This window comes from Peribacillus kribbensis DSM 17871, from assembly GCF_000430765.1.
Lineage (GTDB): Bacteria > Bacillota > Bacilli > Bacillales > DSM-1321 > Paraperibacillus > Paraperibacillus kribbensis.
Genome location: NZ_KE387239.1, coordinates 208,877 through 228,063, shown reverse-complemented (window position 1 = coordinate 228,063; position 19,187 = coordinate 208,877). Strand labels below are relative to the sequence as shown.

General features: G+C 43.7%; 19 protein-coding genes and 1 other RNA gene. 1 reads left to right on the top strand and 19 read right to left on the bottom strand.

Going from position 1 to position 19,187, the window contains the following annotated elements; translation table 11 throughout:
• Window positions 1-24: 24 nt before the first annotated feature.
• From deoC to secG, 13 genes are all read right to left on the bottom strand, one after another.
• Complete coding sequence (gene deoC, locus H539_RS0117090; protein WP_425414734.1) at window positions 25-693, bottom strand: deoxyribose-phosphate aldolase; 669 nt, start codon at window positions 691-693, stop codon at window positions 25-27.
• A gap of 183 nt (window positions 694-876) precedes the next feature.
• The gene (locus H539_RS0117085) at window positions 877-1,821 is read right to left on the bottom strand and encodes a DNA-binding transcriptional repressor DeoR (RefSeq protein WP_026694521.1); all 945 of its coding nucleotides are present in this window, start codon (window positions 1,819-1,821) and stop codon (window positions 877-879) included.
• Between the two features lie 130 nt (window positions 1,822-1,951).
• The gene (locus tag H539_RS0117080) at window positions 1,952-2,632 is read right to left on the bottom strand and encodes a YetF domain-containing protein (RefSeq protein ID WP_026694520.1); all 681 of its coding nucleotides are present in this window, start codon (window positions 2,630-2,632) and stop codon (window positions 1,952-1,954) included.
• A 136-nt stretch (window positions 2,633-2,768) separates the two neighbouring features.
• Window positions 2,769-3,617, bottom strand: a complete 849-nt coding sequence (locus H539_RS0117075) for an STAS domain-containing protein (RefSeq protein ID WP_026694519.1) — start codon at window positions 3,615-3,617, stop codon at window positions 2,769-2,771.
• Window positions 3,618-3,925: 308 nt separating this feature from the next.
• Window positions 3,926-4,111, bottom strand: a complete 186-nt coding sequence (locus tag H539_RS0117070; protein ID WP_155890109.1) for a hypothetical protein — start codon at window positions 4,109-4,111, stop codon at window positions 3,926-3,928.
• A 352-nt stretch (window positions 4,112-4,463) separates the two neighbouring features.
• Complete coding sequence (locus H539_RS0117060) at window positions 4,464-4,838, bottom strand: YciI family protein (protein ID WP_026694517.1); 375 nt, start codon at window positions 4,836-4,838, stop codon at window positions 4,464-4,466.
• 122 nt (window positions 4,839-4,960) lie between these two features.
• Window positions 4,961-6,454 carry a DHA2 family efflux MFS transporter permease subunit gene (locus H539_RS28915; RefSeq protein ID WP_035323003.1) on the bottom strand — a complete coding sequence of 498 codons (1,494 nt, stop codon included), beginning with the start codon at window positions 6,452-6,454 and terminating at the stop codon, window positions 4,961-4,963.
• Window positions 6,455-6,700: 246 nt separating this feature from the next.
• Window positions 6,701-7,528 carry a YitT family protein gene (locus H539_RS0117050; protein WP_026694516.1) on the bottom strand — a complete coding sequence of 276 codons (828 nt, stop codon included), beginning with the start codon at window positions 7,526-7,528 and terminating at the stop codon, window positions 6,701-6,703.
• A gap of 206 nt (window positions 7,529-7,734) precedes the next feature.
• Window positions 7,735-8,096, bottom strand: a transfer-messenger RNA (tmRNA) gene (gene ssrA / locus H539_RS30920).
• Window positions 8,097-8,209: 113 nt separating this feature from the next.
• Window positions 8,210-8,677, bottom strand: a complete 468-nt coding sequence (gene smpB / locus H539_RS0117045; protein ID WP_026694515.1) for an SsrA-binding protein SmpB — start codon at window positions 8,675-8,677, stop codon at window positions 8,210-8,212.
• A gap of 129 nt (window positions 8,678-8,806) precedes the next feature.
• Window positions 8,807-11,176: a ribonuclease R gene (gene rnr / locus H539_RS0117040; RefSeq protein ID WP_026694514.1), complete on the bottom strand. Its 2,370-nt coding sequence runs from the start codon at window positions 11,174-11,176 to the stop codon at window positions 8,807-8,809.
• A 27-nt stretch (window positions 11,177-11,203) separates the two neighbouring features.
• The gene (locus tag H539_RS0117035; protein WP_026694513.1) at window positions 11,204-11,950 is read right to left on the bottom strand and encodes an alpha/beta hydrolase; all 747 of its coding nucleotides are present in this window, start codon (window positions 11,948-11,950) and stop codon (window positions 11,204-11,206) included.
• A gap of 205 nt (window positions 11,951-12,155) precedes the next feature.
• Entirely contained in the window at window positions 12,156-12,389 is a 234-nt protein-coding gene (gene secG / locus H539_RS0117030) for a preprotein translocase subunit SecG (protein ID WP_026694512.1), read from the bottom strand.
• Between the two features lie 245 nt (window positions 12,390-12,634).
• Between secG and H539_RS0117025 the strand changes: the two genes are divergently transcribed.
• Window positions 12,635-13,183, top strand: coding sequence for a hypothetical protein (locus H539_RS0117025; protein ID WP_026694511.1), 549 nt, complete (start codon window positions 12,635-12,637; stop codon window positions 13,181-13,183).
• Window positions 13,184-13,326: 143 nt separating this feature from the next.
• Here H539_RS0117025 and H539_RS28910 read toward each other — a convergent pair whose 3' ends face one another.
• The 6 genes from H539_RS28910 to tpiA all read right to left on the bottom strand — a co-directional run bounded on the left by H539_RS28910 (window position 13,327) and on the right by tpiA (window position 19,167).
• Window positions 13,327-13,530 (bottom strand): DUF6241 domain-containing protein, encoded by a 204-nt coding sequence (locus H539_RS28910; RefSeq protein ID WP_155890107.1) that lies wholly within the window; start codon window positions 13,528-13,530, stop codon window positions 13,327-13,329.
• A gap of 731 nt (window positions 13,531-14,261) precedes the next feature.
• Complete coding sequence (locus tag H539_RS0117005; RefSeq protein WP_026694510.1) at window positions 14,262-14,798, bottom strand: hypothetical protein; 537 nt, start codon at window positions 14,796-14,798, stop codon at window positions 14,262-14,264.
• Window positions 14,799-15,118: 320 nt separating this feature from the next.
• A complete protein-coding gene (locus tag H539_RS30915) occupies window positions 15,119-15,400 on the bottom strand; it encodes a phage integrase N-terminal SAM-like domain-containing protein (RefSeq protein WP_155890105.1) in 282 nt (93 codons plus the stop codon).
• 153 nt (window positions 15,401-15,553) lie between these two features.
• Complete coding sequence (eno, locus tag H539_RS0116990; protein WP_026694509.1) at window positions 15,554-16,849, bottom strand: phosphopyruvate hydratase; 1,296 nt, start codon at window positions 16,847-16,849, stop codon at window positions 15,554-15,556.
• A 28-nt stretch (window positions 16,850-16,877) separates the two neighbouring features.
• Complete coding sequence (gene gpmI / locus H539_RS0116985; RefSeq protein ID WP_026694508.1) at window positions 16,878-18,413, bottom strand: 2,3-bisphosphoglycerate-independent phosphoglycerate mutase; 1,536 nt, start codon at window positions 18,411-18,413, stop codon at window positions 16,878-16,880.
• Entirely contained in the window at window positions 18,406-19,167 is a 762-nt protein-coding gene (gene tpiA / locus H539_RS0116980) for a triose-phosphate isomerase (RefSeq protein WP_026694507.1), read from the bottom strand. Before tpiA ends, gpmI begins: the two co-directional genes overlap by 8 nt.
• Window positions 19,168-19,187: the final 20 nt, after the last annotated feature.

The window sequence follows — 19,187 nt, the reverse complement described above, 5'->3', positions numbered from 1 at the left end:
TCATGAGGCATCCCGGATCAATTCTTAGTAGCTCGAGCTTCCAGTTTGACCCTTCGCAATGGAAACACCAGAACTTGCTCCGATTCTTGTCGCTCCTGCTTCTACCATTTTCGCTGCATCCTCGGGTCCTCTGACACCGCCGGATGCTTTTACACCGATTTCAGGGCCGACAGCCGCTCTCATCAAGGCGATATCTTCAGCAGTTGCTCCGCCTGTTGAAAATCCAGTTGAAGTCTTCACAAAGTCAGTCCCTGCTGCTACAGCAAGCTCACATGCTTTTGTTTTTTCTTCATCTGTCAGAAGAGCCGTTTCAATAATGACTTTTACAAGGGCTTTTCCCTTTGCTGCATTTACTACCGCTTCAATATCTTTTTGAACAAGGTCGTATTGCTTGTCTTTTAATGCAGCAATATTGATGACCATATCTACTTCATCAGCGCCGTTTTCAATCGCGTTTGTTGTTTCAAACGCCTTCACCTCTGATGTAGTGGCTCCAAGAGGAAATCCGATAACCGTGCAAACCTTTACTTCTTCAGCTTCCTTTAGCAGTTCTGCCGCTTTTTTCACCCAAACCGGGTTCACACATACAGAAGCAAACTTGTATTCCTTTGCTTCCTCAGCAAGCTTCACGATTTCCGCTTCAGTCGCATTGGCTTTTAAAAGAGTATGATCTATTAAACTAGTAATTTTCACTTTGTTTATTCTCCCTTTCCAACAATCTTTTTCAAAGGTATCATAAAACGCTTTCACTAACTTACATGAATACTATAAAGGAGAATTGAACATTTGTAAATACAGTAATGAACAAATGTTTAATTTTCCAAAAAAAAACGTCCCCAGATGGTCTGGAGACGGCATATTGCAGATGCACGTTCTTCAATTCTGCTTATCCAGCAGGAATTGAGCGGTTATCTGGTCTGTGACAAGAACATTAGCAAACTGTCCTTTTAGGGCGCCAAAAATCCCATCGATTTTGTGTGAGCCGCCAGAAACCAGGATGGAATATTCCTTCCTTTTAAGCTCGTCAAGATCGATGCCAAGTGTCCGTTCATTCAGGGCTTCATCGCAAATACAGCCGCTGCTGTCATAAAAACGCGAGCATATATCCCCGGCTGCCCGCTCACGGATTCTTTCATACTCCTCCTTCGAAAAGTAATCCAGCTGAAACAGCAGTGATTCCGGCTTTATTCCTCCATTTGTAAATACAGCTATATTGGCTGTTTTTCCTATATCCAATATTTTTTTTATATGCCTGTCTGCTTCCATTGCCCTTTTGACTACTACATGGTCGACGATGGCAGGGAGAGGGAGATGCAGCGGGGGAGTGTTGAAAGCCTTTCCAAATAAGTATAAAATTTCAGACGCATAGGTATTCGTCTCCGAATGGCTTACACCGCCCTTTAACTGGACTACTTTTACATCCTTTACAGGCTTCTGCCTCAGCTCCATCCCCACATGATAAAGAGTCGTTCCCCAGGTCACGCCCACGATATCACCGTCAGAGACTATTTCATCCAGATAGGCTGCGGCAGCCTCTCCGAGATAATTTTTAATGATATGATTTTCGTACTGGGGGACAGATACAACGATGGCTTTTTTGAGATTGTACTTTTGTTTAAGTTGATCTGACATTTTTTCACAATCGAGGGTTGAATCTACGATTTTGATCTGGACAATTCCCTTTTCCTTCGCATTCTGCAGGAGCCTGGAAACGGTCGGCCTTGAAACTCCCAGTTTTTTCGCAATATCACTCTGATTATAATCTAAGAGATAATAGAGCTTTGCTGCTTCAATGATCTTGCCGATCTTTTCATTTTCCAACCGATGTTCCCCCTCTCTTCTTCTGTATATATGTTTCTATTTTAACAGAGTTTATAAGGAAATGAACAAAATTTCAATACAGAATTTTTCAAATAGATCTTCAATTACCACTTTCTATACCATCTTTCTTTTATAATAGGTCATCCTTAAAATCAATATATAAGGTGCCATCCGGCTGTATTTCCCCATAAAATACATCTTTTATGTAGGGAACACCTGCCTCCTTAAGCCTTTCCCGCAGCCATTCTGCACTGAGATTCAAATCGGAAAGCTTCTTGTGGTTTATTTCTCCGTTTGAAATAACTCCCGCAGAGGTAGGAAATAAGAGTACCTTTTGTATAGTCCTCTTCCTCGAATAAGGATCGCTCTTTTTTAAAACGGAAAGATTGCCGCTTATCTCAAAAATGGCAAACTCTACATCTTTGAGAGAAAAAATATTCTGCTCCCGAAGCATGCCTTTTAAGCTTTCTATATCCAAGCCATTTTGTTTAAGAGCTCCCTCCAATATTTTTCCCTGCTGGATGACAATGGTTGATTCTCCTCCCATAACCCTTCTCGCCCCCGGAAATTTCAGACTTAGATAGCCGGAAAAGACAGTCAGGACCGCCCATCCTGCCAGTATAAATATGCCTTTATCCAGCCCAAGATGAATATTTGTCGAAAGGGAGGCAGCAATGTTTCCAATGGTAATCGCAGTTACAAAGGTAAAAACATTCATTTGGCTGATGACTTTCTTTCCCATAAATTTCGTTAGGATCAATAACGCCGTAAAAGAGCAGATGACGCGTAGGGATGCTTCTGAATAGTCCATGCTTTTTCTCCTTCTTTACCCCAATTGAAACAGGATCCCCCCTTACTTTTTCCTATTTTAGGATTTTAATGAACCAAATAACGAGAAAAGAGCAGGAGACCTTTCAAGCTTCGAAAGGTCTCCTGCTCTTTTTACCTTATTGATGTTCTGAAGGACTTGCCAGGGCAAGATGTTCCCGTAATGTGTGCTGCAAGGTACCTTTTGTCTCTGCCATATTTTCAAACGAAATGCCGGCATGGATCATTTTCCTTACCAGTTCTGCCCGCAGCCCTGTTATGACAGCCTTGCATCCCATCATTGAGATTCCATTCAATATCTTCTGATAATGCACGATCACCTCAAAGTCCATATTAGCTATTCCCGATAAATCCATGATCAATGTTTGTATTTTTATCTTCGAAATCTCGTTAAATACCTTTTCTTCAATTGTATGCATCCGGTAGGAATCCATCATTCCAATCAAGGGGAGTACTGCAACAGAACCGCTTACAGGAATGATTGGGACGGACAGGTGCTCCACCAGCTTTCTTTGTGATTGAATCAATTCATCCTTGTAATTGGAATAACTGATGACAAAGGTATTTAAAAATTGGTCAATTTGATCGTTAATCTTTTTTTCCAGCTTAAAAAAGTCTTCAGTTGTCAGCTCACCGTCATTAGAGAGAGCATTGAATTTCTCCAAGAATTTCCACAGAGTCCGTCTGATCGCCTGCACCCATTCCAATTTGAAGGCGAGGGTCAGGGAGTGCTCTGCCCAGGCGATTCCTTCCTTTTTGGCGAAAGCAACCAGATTTTCTTCCTGCTCTTCTACAATGTATATGACAAGCTCACCTGCATTTTTTAGAAGGTCGATATTTCCCTTATCCAGGATATCTCTTATTTTTTCCGCTACATTTACAGCCTCTTTTAGCAGCATTCCTTCAAAGTTCTCTCTGTTTTCCCCAATAAACGCTGTAATCTTCTCTGGCTGGTGAATGTAATTCATCGCGAATGCTCCTCTCTTAATCTAGTAAATTACAGAGTGTTATATTCTGTACACAAAAGCAAATTCCTTCTTCTTCAGCAATTTTTTACAACTTTCTTCTGTATTCACGAAACGAATCGGCCTTATAGCGGGGTCGGGGAATTCCTGTTTACTGTCCGGGATGTATTTCACGAAGCGCTTTTCTTAAGAGACACCTCTTATTTTAAATGTACTTATCTTCCTTATCAATATACAAGAAACACCAGTCAATCTCCCCTTTTTTGAAATAGACACCCCGTCAAGCAGAAGCCTCCTGCAGTTTCCAAGAGCTATATTTCAAACGATTTCACAGCTTTCCCCAGCTTTTGTGAAAGTTCATGAAGAGACGCTGTTAACTCTTCTATACTTTTCATGACAGATTCCTGCCCTTCAGCAGTTGCCTCAGCTTCTTCGGAAATAGCAGCAGACTCTTTCGATAAGCCTGTATGTTCTTCTAAGACCAAAGAATATGCCACTGACTGTTTGGTGCTCCAATAAATCATTCCATTCCCGTAGCGCCTGCTAATACAATAATCATACTTAGTGATAATAACAAGGCTATTTTACTGCTGAGCTTGCTCATTCAAACATACTTCCTCTATGTTAATTAATTTGTGCACCGTTTCCACTGAATTTGGTAAAAATGCGGTATCTCTTATTTATCTGGAATTCATTAATTTTTATTAATACGCTATAGAAAAAAAGGAAAAAAGAAAGCTGCCATCCTATCATGGCAGCCAGCTAAAATTATTCATTGGTGAGAAGGGAAATAAAGACCTCATTCGGCTCTCTATATCCTTATTAACCATCCTCCTCCAACATTCCTCTTTACGATAATCCACTCTTAAAATAGTGAATAGGACGGATTTCAATTCTCCAGCCCAGTTCACTGCCTTCGTCCACCTGCACAGAAGGATGAAGGGAGGCCGTCCGGACCGCTTCGTCCATATTCTCTGCCTCGATAAGGAAGGCACTCCCGATGATCTCACCGGTTTCAGCGGGGCCGTCAGCTGCGATTACGTTCCCCTCCATCCTCTTAAGGATTTTAGAACCTGCTTCAAGTCCTGCATCCATCAATACCTGGCCGCTCTTATAAAATGGATCAAGCAGTCTCTGGCACATGCCCATAATAACCTCAATCTCTTCCTTTGGACGTGAGTTCATCCTGCCTGGGCTGAAATAACCTAAACATAAATATTTCATTTGATCCCTCCTTGAATTTATCTAACATATTCTAGAATCCCGTTTGAAAATCCTTTTGTGTGAAAAATGTAGTTAAACAAAAAACCAAGCCCTTTTCCAGACTTGGTTTTCCGATAAATATCTTATTCCGCTGCAGTTTCCGCTTTTCTCTGAGGTGATGGAGCGGTTTCTTCCTTGCGTGGTTTATTTCTAATGAAAAAGGCTAAAACAAAGGCTGCGGCCGATAGATAAGTTGCAATCATAAAGGCATCATTAATCCCCATTACGGTACCCTGATTGATGGCAAGCGCCATATGGGCTTTATCCGTCGGCAGGATATGCTGATGGATGATGATATCTTTCACATGAGCTTTCCCCTGGGAGTTCATGATGGAGACAAAGAATGCCATTCCCACAGCTCCGGCAACCATTCTAAATGTGTTGACCATAGCGGTTCCGTATCGGTTCAGGCTGAGTCCTAAATCATTCAATCCTGCTGTGAAGATCGGCATCATAAGAATGGACATTCCGAACATCCTCGCTGTATAAACCCAAAGCACATATGAAAATGGCGTATTTGTATGCAGATTGGTCAGCGCATAGGAGGTCAGGATTGTAATCGCTAAACCTACGACAGCAAGCCACTTGGCCCCAAATTTGTCAAACAGTTTTCCAGTAATCGGAGACATGATCCCCATTACTATGCCGCCCGGGAGAAGCATAAATCCTGCCTCAAGAGGAGTAAATCCCCTTACGTTCTGCATGTAAATCGGCATGAGAATCATTCCGGAGAACATCGCCATAGTGACAATGACATTGATGATGGTCGTCAGTGTAAACATTCGGTACTTAAAGATCCGGAATTCAAGCAGAGGATGCCCCACTGTCAGCTGGCGCCATACAAACAGAATTAAGCTGATGCCGCCGACGACAAACAGGGTGATGACCTCTGCATCCGTCCATCCTTTGGTCCCGCCAGTGGAAAATGCGTAAAGGATGCCTCCAAATCCAATCGTAGATAAAATAACACCCAGTACATCCAGCTTCGGCCTGCTGGTCTCTGTAACATTTTTCACGAGGAAAATAGCCAGAATCAAATCAATAAGAGCAATCGGTCCGATAATATAAAAAATCGTGTGCCAGGAATGGGACTCAATCACCCAGCCGGCCCAAGTTGGTCCGACAGCTGGAGCGAAGTTCATCGCTACACCGAAGATTCCCATGGCAAAACCGCGCCGTTCACGCGGGAAAATCGTAAAAATTACGTTGGTGATCAGCGGGAAAAGTATACCGGCACCTATGGCCTGCACGACCCTGCCGACCAGGATGACGGAAAAGGAAGGTGCCCAGGCACAAATAAACGTTCCGATGGCGAAAACGGCCATGGAGAATAGGAAAAGCTGCCTGGTCGAATACCTCTCCATTAAAAATGCTGTAATCGGGATGACGATCCCGTTAGTCAGCATAAAAATTGTACTCAGCCAGTTGGCTGTTACGGCTGTGATCTGGAATGTATCCATGATCTTTGGCAGCGCAATATTTATGACAGTTTGATTCAGAAATGCTATGAACGCCCCTGCAAGCAAAACTGCAAAGATGACGCCGGTCTTCTGTGTTGAACCAGCTGCTGTATTCAAACGATTTCCCTCCTGTACCAGGTCTTGATGATTATTTGTAGCAATAGTAAACCTTACTAGATGGTTCCTTTATAATCAGGATCATTACGCAGGTACAAAAACTAAACTAGAAATAACTCTGAAACCCTGTTTTTTTCAATTCTTCCTATTATATAAAAATCATGGCATAGTCTGTCAAATTAATTGCTTCACCAACTAATTACCCGGATGTTTCCTTATGTAAAACTTAAAAAACCCCAATTTTTTTCATTTTCGAAACCTTCCCATCACTTCAAGGGTCTGTGTGATATTCACGAAGGCATGCGGATCCGTCTTCCGGATGGCATGCTTTGTTTCATTCAGCTCAAATCTAGTAATGACTGTCGTAAGGACTTTTTTCGGTTTATGCTCGTAAGCCCCTTCGGCATCATGGACGGTAATCCCCCTAGAATGAAGCAGAATGAGGGCTTTGATTAATTCATCCCCTTTATCTGAGACTATTCTCAGTGTGAGCTTATTTTGAGTTGTGTATACCATATCAACCGCACGGCCTGATACATAAATGGCGATCACTGTATACAAAGTAATATTCCAGCCAAATATAAATCCAGAAGTCCCGACTATGATTAAATTTATCACCCCTCCCAAAAATCCTACCTGCATATTTCTCTTTTGGGACAGAATCAAACTGATGATATCCACTCCCCCTGTCGATCCTCCAGTCCGGATGACCAGCCCGATCGCTATGCCGTTAAGGGCACCGCCGATTATGGATGAAAGAAGAAGATCATCGCTTACGGCATGAATGGGGATTACTTTAAGACTATAAGATAAAACGACAACCGATATGATAGTAAAAAGAATGAATCTTTTTCCGATATAGACAATGCCCAGCACAAACAGCGGGATATTAATAAGCAAAACAATCAATCCAGTGTTCACCTGCAAAAGGTGGTGGATGATAAATGCTATTCCGGTGACACCGCCGGATGCCAGCTGATGCGGAATCAAAAAATTGTTATTGGAGAAACCAAACAGCGCAGAACAGAGGACAACAAGGAGCATCTGATAAACGATTCGCAGCAATACAAGCACCTCTACCAGTATTTAATACAACTAGTATGTGTCTTTTTTATGTATATTATTAACGTGATATTGAAGGAGGGATTCCGGCTGCGTTGGGTAAGAACCCTTATTTTCGCCGCCTCTTACTTTGGAATTTAAAAATAAAAAAGCATAAATCAACGGAAAATTTATGCTTTACGTGTTATGAAATTAAAAAATCCACCCTACAATATGTATGGTGGAGACGGTGGGAGTCGAACCCACGTCCAAAGATATCGCCACTTAAGCATCTACGAGTGTAGTCGACATATTAGCGTTTCGCTGCTCCTTATGCGTATCGACACGCGTCCGGGCAGCTAGTCTGGTTGTTCTCTTCCTTCATCCTCAGACGGTGGAATCCGGCGTAGCCTGCTAAAGTTGAGTCCGCTGTCCTACCACACAGGCGATGGAGGGGCGAACCGCTCTAAACTGTTATTAAGCAGCTAAAGCGAAAGAGTTTTGTTGTTTGCCAGTTATAGGCTTTGACGTTTTAACGAGGCCGATCCCCTCGACTCGCAACTTAAGCTCAAACTACCCCTGTCGAATCCGTAGCGTCCCCATTATAAGAAGATGACGTACGAGAATAATTAAGCTTCATTGCTTATTCAATTGTTATTCAAGCTACATATAGATTATAGCATACTTGCGATAAAGATGCTACCTTCCCGCCCCTTACATCTTTTGGCGTTCGCGGAATGCACGCTCGATTTCACGCTTAGCTTCTTTCTTTTTAAGGTCCTCGCGCTTGTCATAATTCTTTTTACCCTTGCCGAGTCCAATTAAAACCTTGGCATATCCATTCTTCAAATAGACCTTCAATGGCACGAGGGTATAGCCCTGTTCTTTTGTGTCGCCGATCAGTTTATTGATTTCCTTTTTATGAAGAAGAAGCTTCCGCGGACGCTCCGGGTCATGATTGTACCGGTTTCCCTGTTCATAGGGGCTGATATGCATACTGTATAAGTACATTTCCCCGTTTTGGATCCTCGCATAGGAATCCTTAAGATTGACCCTGCCGGCCCTGATTGCTTTGATTTCTGTTCCCTGCAGGACAATGCCCGATTCATACGTCTCTTCTATAAAAAAATCATGATACGCCTTTTTATTATTGGTGATGACTTTTCCAGATCCCTTAGGCATAGTTTCCGCTCTCCTCTGTAAAACATTCTCTCTAACTGTCCAAATATTGTACCAAAATACCTGTCCTAGTTCAAATGGAGGGCAGGAAGGAAAAAGAGCCTGTGTGGAGGCTCTTTTTCCGGTTTTGGATTATCTCCGCTTCTTCTTTTTCCTCTTGTTGGCAGGTGCATTTTCAAAAAACTTCTTCTTGCGGCGCGGTTTCCGCTCAGAGGTTCCTGAGCTGGCATTGCCAGAGCTGCTGCTTCCGCCTCTCCTTGCTCTTGACTGTCCCCTGCCCTCTGAGACAGAACCATTCCTACCGCCGCGGCCTCCGCCGGTTTTGAATACTCTTTTTTCCCCTGATTCATTCTGGCGGTTATTTTTCATCCCGACGATTTCGAAATCGATCGCCCGCTCATCTTTATTCACATTGGAGACCTTTATGGTGATTTCATCCCCGATTCTGAAGACCTTGCCTGTACGTTCCCCGATCATGGCAAGATGCCTTTCATCGTAGCGGTAATAATCATCGTTCATCACGCTGACATGAACAAGTCCTTCAATGGTATTCGAAAGCTCAACAAACATTCCGAAGCTTGTAACCGAACTGATGATCCCGTCGTATTCCTCGCCAATCTTATCAAGCATATACTCTGCCTTTTTAAGATCATCCGTTTCGCGCTCAGCGTCAACCGCGCGCCGCTCCCGCTCAGAAGAATGCTTTGCAATATCCGGCAGAAGGGCTCCCCATTTCGCCCTGGTTTCTCCATCTAATTTTCCTTCGATCAAATACGTCCTGATCAATCTGTGGACAATTAAGTCTGGATATCGGCGGATTGGAGAAGTGAAATGTGTATAAAACTCTGTAGATAACCCAAAGTGTCCAAGGCTTTCCGGATCGTACTTGGCCTGCTGCATGGATCTCAGCATCACCGTGGATATAACCATTTCCTCCGGCTTGCCTTCCACTGCCTCAATGATCTCCTGCAGAGCGCGTGGATGGACGGAGTTGGCGCTTCCCTTAACGATATAGCCAAAATTGGTGATAAAATCAAAGAATCTTCTCAGCTTGTCTTCTTTAGGATCTTCGTGGATCCGGTAGATAAAAGGTACATCCATCCAGTGAAAATGCTCGGCGACTGTTTCATTGGCCGCAAGCATGAATTCTTCAATCAGCTTTTCAGCGACGGACCGTTCTCGCAGCACCACTTCGGTCGGCTGGCCTTCTTCATCCACCAAAACCTTCGCTTCTTTAAAATCAAAGTCGATGGCTCCGCGCGTCATTCGTTTTGTACGGAGAATCTGGGCCAGGTCCTCCATGTTTTCAAACATAGGAACGAGCGGCTCATACCGGGAACGAAGCTCCTCATCCTTATCCACAAGGATTTTGTTAACATCTGAATAAGTCATTCGTTCAGTCGTCTTAATCACGCTCTGAAAAATTTCATGCTTCACGACTTCCCCGTTCTCATTGATCTCCATATCACAGGAAAGTGTAAAGCGGTTGACCTTCGGATTCAGTGAGCAGATGCCGTTTGAGAGTCTATGTGGAATCATCGGAATAACCCGGTCCACGAGATATACGCTCGTCGCTCGGTCAGCCGCTTCCACATCAATTGGGGAGCCTTCCTTTACATAGTGGCTAACATCCGCAATATGGACGCCCAGCTTGTAGTTGCCGTTTTCCAACTTGGTAACTGTAACCGCATCATCCAGATCCTTTGCATCCGCGCCATCGATTGTGACGATCATCTCGCCGCGGAGATCCCGGCGGCCGCTGATTTCACTTTCATCGATTTCGTCCGGTACAGCGTTGGCCTGCTGGATGACCTCTTCAGGGAACGGAACAATGATTCCATGCTTATGGATGACAGATAAAATATCCACACCCGGGTCATTTTTATGACCGAGAATTTCAATGACTTCTCCTTCGGCGCTCATTCCTCCTTCAGGATAGGATGTAAGCTTGACCACTACCTTATGGCCTTCCACCGCACCCTTTGAAGCACCTTTTGGAATAAAAATATCATTTGCGATCTTCTTATCATCCGCAATGACAAACCCAAAATTTTTACTCTCCGTATATGTACCCACCGTATGGTGAATTCCGCGTTCAATAATCTTTTCAATTGTGCCTTCCCGGCGCGCTCCTGACTTTTCCTCTGAAACACGGGCAAGTACAATATCCCCGTGCATAGCGTTCTTCGTTTCGCTTGGGGGAATAAAGATATCATCCATGCCCGGCTCATCCGGCACCACAAAGGCGAATCCCTTTGCATGACCGGTCAATTTCCCGCGCACAAGATTCATTTTCTCCGGCAGGCCGTACCGATTATTGCGGGTCCTGACCACCAGGCCCTTTTCCTCCATGTGAACCAGAGCTTTTACAAAGTCCTTGAATTCCGAAGAATCATGAATGCCAAAAGCCTCTTCAAGCTCTTGGACGGTCAGCGGCTTATAGCTGCTCTCTTTCATATATTCTAGCAGCCGGTCTACGTGCTGCTGGATATTTTCGTCCATTAAAACCCCTCCTATGCCGGGTAACGTTTAGTCATTCCAATCCAGGCTTTCCAAAAAGGACAGAACATCCTCGTGCAGCTGTTCCTTTTCTTTATCCAGCGTAATCACATGCCCGGATTCTTCATACCACTTTATTCGTTTATCAGTAGATTCCGCTTCATTATAGATGATATTCGCACTGTCTGTATTGATCATATGATCATGGCGGGCCTGCACTACGAACAGAGGCGCATAGATCATATCCACATGATTGCGGACATCCCCAATCAGCTCCTGAAGCGCTTGTAAAGTATCCATCGGAGTCCTGCTGAACGCTTCCATTTCTTTTTCCACTTCTTCAGCAGGTTTTCCTTCTCTCCGTTTAAACTCTCTGGCATACTCCAGGACGCCCTTGTACATGACATCTTCACTTTTTATATACATGGGTGCACACATTGGTACGATACCCTTTATAGGTACAGTGTAACCTAATTTCAGAGAAAATACCCCGCCAAGAGATAAACCAACAACTGCTATTTCTTCATGTCCTTTATTTTTCAAATAATCATAGGCCATCAGGACATCCTTCCACCAGTCCCTGGGACCTGTATGGACCAATTCCTCAGGCGGCACACCATGTCCTTTATATTGAGGAGCATGGCAGGTATAGCCCCTCTTCTCAAGGTACCTCCCCAGCATTCTTACATCCGCTGAATTCCCTGTAAAACCGTGTAAAAGCAGGACAGCCCTCTTTCCTCCTTCAAAGGTGAAAGGCTGCGGCATCTTTATTCTCATAGATACGACTCCTTCTTTGCTGACATCAATGTTATTGTTTCATGAATGTGAAGAATCATGAATCCGCTTAGCCCCTGAACCAGGCTGTGCTCCTCACCATTATAATGGATTTGGACGCTCAAATCTGTTTCAAAGAATTGACCGGCGGATATTCCTATCAACGCAAAAACCCGGCGTTATGCCGGGTTATCATAAACGGATTCAATTAAATCTCAACGTAACTTACCAAAATCGCAAGTACAAAGAATAATACAGCCAGTACGATTGTGATACGCTGAAGAATCAAGTCCATCCCTCTAGCCTTCTGCTTGCCGAACAGCTGCTCAGCCCCGCCAGAGATCGCACCTGAAAGCCCCGCGCTTTTACCGGATTGAAGCAGGACAACGATAATAAGTGCAATACTAACAATAACCAATAGAGTAACCAATAACGTGTGCACAAGTTCCCCTCCTGAGTACAATAACAATATTTTAAATGTACCATAAAAATGTCAACATCACAATGGTATCCATTAGGGCAAGCAGGAATTCTTAAGCGAAATTTTCAATTACTTTATGAAAAGACGCAATTATGTTTTTTGTTCCTAGTGACCCTTTAGGATATTTTTTTCAATATGTGGTTACATCCGCACGAAATAGGATAATTTTTAAGTAGAGGATTTCCGCCTTGAAGGGAGGAGCGAGCTTGTTCTTAAAACTATTACGGATACTGGACTCAGTGAATATCTTTTTTGGCCTGTTGACTGCCGTTCTATTGATTGCCTTTCACAGCATTTGGATCGACAGCATCGCAATTATCCTATCTGCCGCACTTCTATGGAAGACAAAGTACGATAACCGCAGGACCCTATTATTCCTTGCTTATTTTATCAGCTCCTGGTACCTGGCAAGCCTTTTGACTTCCCCGCTGCTTCTGGAAACCATCCATGTCAGGAGTCTGCCTTACCAGCCTTTGTGTGTGCTTGGGATTGCCCTTTTAATTGGACTGATTGCGGCAGCCTTTCTGTTTGGCACCAGCACATTGACATTCATTTGGCTGGTCTTGTACCTGCTGGCAGCAGCTGAAGCCTTGCTTAGCAGCCCTGGATCTTTTCTTTCTAACTATTGGACCGGCGCACAGATGTCAGATACCATCCATCAATTTTATCCAGTCCTCATCGCTGTCATTTTTATCGGCATCTATCTTGAAAAATTCCAAAAGGCGATGGTGCTGGATTATCTGGCAAATAAATAAGCTGGATGTAGACACTAGAACGGACGTATGAATAGGCATACGTCTTTTCTTTATTCATTTCTCTTTTCCAGGATCCTTATCGGTTAAGTACCCCATCTGAAAAATAAACGGATAAATAGCCTTAACCTTGCAGGTTAGGATGCTTATTCTTCAATTTCATAATGCTCCTCGATGAACGCTTTTTCTTGTTCCGGTGACATGATGTCGGTGGCTTCCCCCACACTGCTATCCTGCAGTCTCCAGATAGCATTATGATCTTCATCTACTTTAGAAAAATCATTTTTCTCGAGTCTCCCGTTAAATGCTTTCCCAGTGTTGTTTGCTAGTTTTAACGCAAAACGCTCCAAAGCGTCCAATTCGTATAGTGCTGTTAAGGAAGAATACGGACCTCAGGGAATGTCTGATGAGCAAAGTTAATATTTATAAATACAGCTTGTTTCAGAAGTTGGTTGCTCGTGGACACAGATTCTTGCGAACTAAGCCAAATGAAAGAAATCCTCAATATGTTGTTTATGTTTTTAGACACACTGAGGAGCTTGAACGTGATCTTGCGGAGCTAACAGGATATACATACATAAAAGAAGAGCCTACCGATTAGGTAAGCTCTTTTTGCTGTGATTATTCTTTGGTTTTTTCTACAGTATTATATTGAATATCCAGCGGTAAGCTTCCTTTTTCAATGGTGCCCAAATATATCCTATATCTCTACCTAGATGTAAAATCAAATCATTAGAACATGGCTTCTTAATTACAACACGATACTCCTTCTGAAATTCAAAAAACTTTCTTTTATATAGTAAAGTCTTGTATGGCTTTTCTTCATATTCTTTTCTGGATAATGGATGAGGTTTAAATTCATCATCAAATATGTTATAAAGTCACGAATATAATTTAATTCGGCTTTCTTACAAGCTTCTTCAATTTTTTTGAACAGCTTTCCAGGTTCAAAGGAACGCTATCATGTCCCTGCCCGCACTTCTCTTCCAATAGCAAGCTGGGCAATCCAGCCAATAATTCCACCAATACAGAGAGTCAATAGAAGTTCCCGCATTCTGTTTCCTCCTGAATCATGTTGTGGTTACTTCTTTGGTGTAAGCAACGTGGAGGGAATATATCCTTTCTTCTTGCTGCTTTCATCCACTACCTCTATTCTGACTGCCATTCTGCTGAGCACGGTTACCTCACTGCCTTTTTTCAATTCAACTACTTTATTCTTGTTGATTTGATCAGACACTCCATCATAATCATTGATTTTAATGAACTGATAAAGCTTGTCGTATTCTCCCTCAGATAACGCAAGGAAAGCGTCCTGGTCGACCGTTGCCTTTTCGCCCTTTTCCAATATTTTTTTCTCGGCCTTTTTCTTGGTGTCATTCATTGTCGTTTTGACAGAATCGACTGCCTTTTTGCTTTTCTCGCCCAAGTTGGCATTTTCAACTTCTTTTTTCACTTTATCCTGAGCGGGCTGTGTTTTTTTATCAAGTTCATCCACCGCTTTTTTAGATTCTTCCTTCACCTTATTGCCTGCTTCTTCTGCCTTATTCCCGGTCTCTTGTGCACCCTGGCATCCTGTAAGCAGGACGGCTGCGATTACTGCACCATATATACTTTTCATTGCTGTCCGCTTGCACCTCCCCTTTTTGCCAATGCTGATTAATGAATATATTCCCGGCGTTTTTTAATCCAAACCTGATGAAGCGATGCGGCTGCTGATGTACATAAAAAAAAACCGGACAGGCTGTCAATCCGTCTGTCTGGCCTCCCGGGAAACGAAGTATTAAATTAATGCGCTTTCATAATCTGACGGAACCTCACTTTGCTATGCCCAGTCGGTCTTCTTTAAGCGACAGCACTTCTCCAACATCCTGCATAGGATTGTCGTATACCATATTTGGGCATAGTCGGCAGTTTTCCGTCTTTTAATGATTCCGTACATTATATAATCCCCTTTTGAATTTCACTATATAGATACAAAGCTCTTAAGGATTTAATGAGCGTATTAATGTAAGTTGGTTTTTTACCTGAATCCAATTGGTGCTGAACGAATTTCTTTATATGCACTCCTGAAACATCTTCAATGTCGGTTATCTCGTGGAACTGCCCCAGATAGTAAATAAGCTGGTTGGTGTTGTAGTTATAAGTTTCAGTCGCGCGTTCAGCGTAATTCTTAATTTTCAGGTCGAAAGTAAATTCTTTCAATAAGTCCGATATAAGCACAAAAAAACCTCCCGTCAGTGTTATTACACACATAAACGGAAGGTTTAATTGATAACATTTGTACGGCTAAATTCAGTACGGTGTACTCCACAATTCAAGCGTCCTTGAATTGGTTTGTACGACTAAATTCAGGCGTATTTTTTGCTGATATGATTATCGTTTTAAATTGTAAAAGCTCTTTAATCCTTCATAAATCGCAAATTCGCCAAGCTCGTCTTCGATGCGAAGAAGCTGGTTGTATTTTGCGATACGGTCTGTACGGGATAGAGATCCAGTTTTGATTTGGCCAGCATTTGTTGCAACCGCGATGTCAGCGATTGTTGCATCTTCTGTTTCACCTGAACGGTGGGAGACAACAGCCGTGTAGCCAGCGCGCTTCGCCATTTCGATTGCATCGAATGTTTCAGTCAATGTACCGATTTGGTTTACTTTGATCAGGATAGAGTTGCCTACACCCTGCTCAATTCCTTGGGCAAGCTTCTTTGTGTTTGTTACGAAAAGGTCATCCCCAACAAGCTGCACTTTTTTGCCAAGACGGTCAGTCAATAGCTTGTGGCCTTCCCAGTCGTTTTCGTCAAGTCCGTCTTCGATAGAAACAATAGGGAATTCATTAACAAGCTCTTCGTAGAAGGCAACCATTTCTTCAGAAGTAAGGCCTGTACGCCCTTCGCCTGCAAGATCATATTTGCCTGTTTCTTTGTTAAAGAATTCAGAAGAAGCCACGTCCATACCAAGAAGAACATCTTTGCCAGGCTCATAGCCAGCATTTTTGATTGCTTCGATGATTACTTCAAGCGCTTCACGGTTAGAGCCAAGGTTTGGAGCAAATCCGCCTTCGTCACCTACTGCAGTGTTAAGTCCTTTTCCGCTAAGTACCTTTTTAAGGCTGTGGAATACTTCCGCACCCATGCGAAGTGCTTCTTTGAAAGTTGGAGCACCTACAGGGAGGATCATGAATTCCTGGAAGTCTACGTTGTTGTCAGCATGAGAACCGCCATTGATGATATTCATCATTGGAGTTGGAAGAATTTTTGCATTCACGCCTCCGAAGTAACGGTACAAAGGAAGACCTACAGAATCTGCACCAGCATGTGCTACAGCCATGGATACACCAAGGATCGCGTTAGCTCCAAGCTTGCCTTTGTTTTCTGTTCCGTCAAGTGCGATCATGGCACGGTCGATGCCAACCTGATCAGTTACATCCATACCAATGATTTCATCTGCAATAACGTCATTAACGTTTGCAACAGCCTGCTGAACACCTTTGCCAAGGTAGCGGGATTTGTCGCCGTCACGAAGTTCAACAGCTTCGTATTCACCTGTAGAAGCACCTGATGGCACCATAGCGCGGCCAAAGAAGCCGGATTCTGTCATTACTTCTACTTCAACTGTTGGATTTCCGCGGGAATCAAGAACTTCACGAGCATATACATGTGTAATAAATGGCATTTTAAAAACTCTCCTTTTTATTGGTTCCTCATTTTTTGATAATAGATTTCCCTGTCATCTGCGATGGCTGTTCAAGGTTCAAAAGCTCGAGCATCGTCGGAGCAAGATCGCCCAGGATGCCGTCTTCGCGAAGGGTCAGCCCTTCTTTTGTAACAATGACTGGAACTGGGTTGGTTGTATGGGCAGTCATCGGCTGTCCTTCCATGGTAACAACCTCATCGGCATTTCCATGGTCAGCTGTGATGATGGCTGCACCGCCTTTGGACAGAATCAGATCCACGATTTTACCAAGGCACTCGTCCACCGTTTCGATGGCTTTGATCGTCGGTTCAAGCATCCCTGAGTGTCCAACCATATCAGGATTGGCAAAGTTCAGGATGATTGCATCCACAGAATCAGACTGAATCTCATTCAGCAGGGCGTCTGTGACTTCATAAGCGCTCATTTCGGGCTTCAAGTCATAGGTCGCCACTTTTGGAGAATTGATCAGGATCCGCTTTTCTCCTGGGAATTCAGCTTCCCGGCCTCCGCTCATAAAGAAGGTCACATGCGGATATTTTTCGGTCTCTGCAATTCTCAGCTGTTTAAGCCCCGCCTGGGAAATGACTTCGCCAATTGTGTTATCCAGGTTAATTGGTTTAAACGCGACATATCCCTTCACAGACTCTGAGAAGTGGGTTAAGCAGACAAAGAATAGATCCTTCGGCGCTTTTGGCCCTCTATCAAATGAACGGAAGTCTTCGTTAGTAAACGTATTGGAAATCTGGATCGCACGGTCAGGCCTGAAATTATAGAAAATAACAGCATCGTTGTCCTCGATGGTCGCAACCGGCTTTCCTGATTCATCTGTGATGACAGATGGAAGGACGAATTCGTCAAAGATTCCATTGCGGTAGGAGTCCTCCAGACATTCCATGGCTGAGCTGTAGACAGGACCTTCGCCATACACCATGGCGCGGTAGGACTTCTCCACCCGCTCCCAGCGCTTGTCACGGTCCATGGAATAATAGCGGCCGGAAATTGTGGCAATCTTGCCCACTCCAACCTCTTTGATCACTTCTTCCGTCTGGCGGATGAAATCCTCAGCCGATTTCGGCGGAACATCGCGGCCATCCAGGAAGCCGTGTATATATACTTTTTCAACACCCTGTTCAGCTGCAAGTCTTAACAAGGCGAACATATGGTCAATATGGCTGTGTACGCCGCCATCTGACAAAAGCCCGAACAGATGAAGGGCTGTACCGTTTTTCTTCACATGATCCATAGCTGAAATAAAGGTTTCGTTATTTTCGAACTCACCTTTTTTAATCGCTAGGTTCACACGTGTAAGACTTTGGTAGACAATGCGGCCGGCACCAATATTTAAATGTCCGACTTCCGAATTCCCCATCTGGCCTTCTGGAAGACCCACCGCTTCACCAGATGCGGTTAGATGTGAATGGGGGAATTTGCTCCAATATCGGTCGAAGTTCGGCTTCTTAGACTGGGCAACCGCATTCCCTTTTTCTTCATCCCGGCAGGCAAAACCATCCAGGATGATTAAAGCGATTGGAGATTTACTCATTTTTTCCACCCTCTAAAAGCTGAAGGAAGGAAGAAGACTCTAAACTGGCTCCTCCGACCAGTGCACCGTCGATATCCGGCTGGGTCATGTATTCCTTGATATTGCCAGGCTTTACACTTCCGCCGTACAGGATTCGCAGCTCATCGGCTGCCTCCCTGGAAAACTGTTCAGCCACGACCGAACGGATATGTGCGCAGACCTCGTTTGCATCCTCTGCTGTCGAGGATTTGCCGGTTCCGATGGCCCAGATTGGCTCATAAGCAATGACGGTTTGTTTTACCTGTTCTGGAGTGAGACCTGTCAGGGCCTTCCTTACCTGTTCCCCAACTAATTCTTTTGTTTTTCCGCTTTCTCGTTGTTCAAGAGTTTCACCACAGCATACGATTGGAAAAAGATTATATTTAAATGCAGAAAGAGTCTTTTTATTTACAGAATCACAAGTTTCATTAAACATTTCCCTGCGTTCTGAGTGCCCCAGGATTACATACTGCACACCAAGATCCTCCAGTGCAGCAGGGCTGACTTCGCCGGTGAAGGCGCCGAATTCCTCATAGTGCATGTTTTGTGCGCCGATCTTCAGGCTTGATCCTTGAGACTGCTGTACCAATTGATCTAGAAATATTGCAGGAGCACATACTACTGCTTCTACAGCCTCCGCAGATGGTACAAGGCCATTCACTTCTTCTATAAAGCTTTTTGCTTCCCCTAGTTTCTTATGCATTTTCCAGTTTGCAGCAATAATTGGCTTACGCATCATATCATCCTCTCCAACGT

Coding starts and splice junctions, on each gene's coding strand:
- H539_RS0117080 (WP_026694520.1), bottom strand. CDS start 2,632: ATGGACTATTCAGAAGCATCCCTACGCGTCATCTGCTCTTTTACGGCG.
- H539_RS0117075 (WP_026694519.1), bottom strand. CDS start 3,617: ATGAATTACATTCACCAGCCAGAGAAGATTACAGCGTTTATTGGGGAA.
- H539_RS0117060 (WP_026694517.1), bottom strand. CDS start 4,838: ATGAAATATTTATGTTTAGGTTATTTCAGCCCAGGCAGGATGAACTCA.
- smpB (WP_026694515.1), bottom strand. CDS start 8,677: ATGCCTAAGGGATCTGGAAAAGTCATCACCAATAATAAAAAGGCGTAT.
- rnr (WP_026694514.1), bottom strand. CDS start 11,176: ATGGACGAAAATATCCAGCAGCACGTAGACCGGCTGCTAGAATATATG.
- H539_RS0117035 (WP_026694513.1), bottom strand. CDS start 11,950: ATGAGAATAAAGATGCCGCAGCCTTTCACCTTTGAAGGAGGAAAGAGG.
- H539_RS0117005 (WP_026694510.1), bottom strand. CDS start 14,798: ATGAAAAGTATATATGGTGCAGTAATCGCAGCCGTCCTGCTTACAGGA.
- eno (WP_026694509.1), bottom strand. CDS start 16,849: ATGCCATTTATTACACATGTATATGCTCGTGAAGTTCTTGATTCCCGC.
- gpmI (WP_026694508.1), bottom strand. CDS start 18,413: ATGAGTAAATCTCCAATCGCTTTAATCATCCTGGATGGTTTTGCCTGC.
- tpiA (WP_026694507.1), bottom strand. CDS start 19,167: ATGCGTAAGCCAATTATTGCTGCAAACTGGAAAATGCATAAGAAACTA.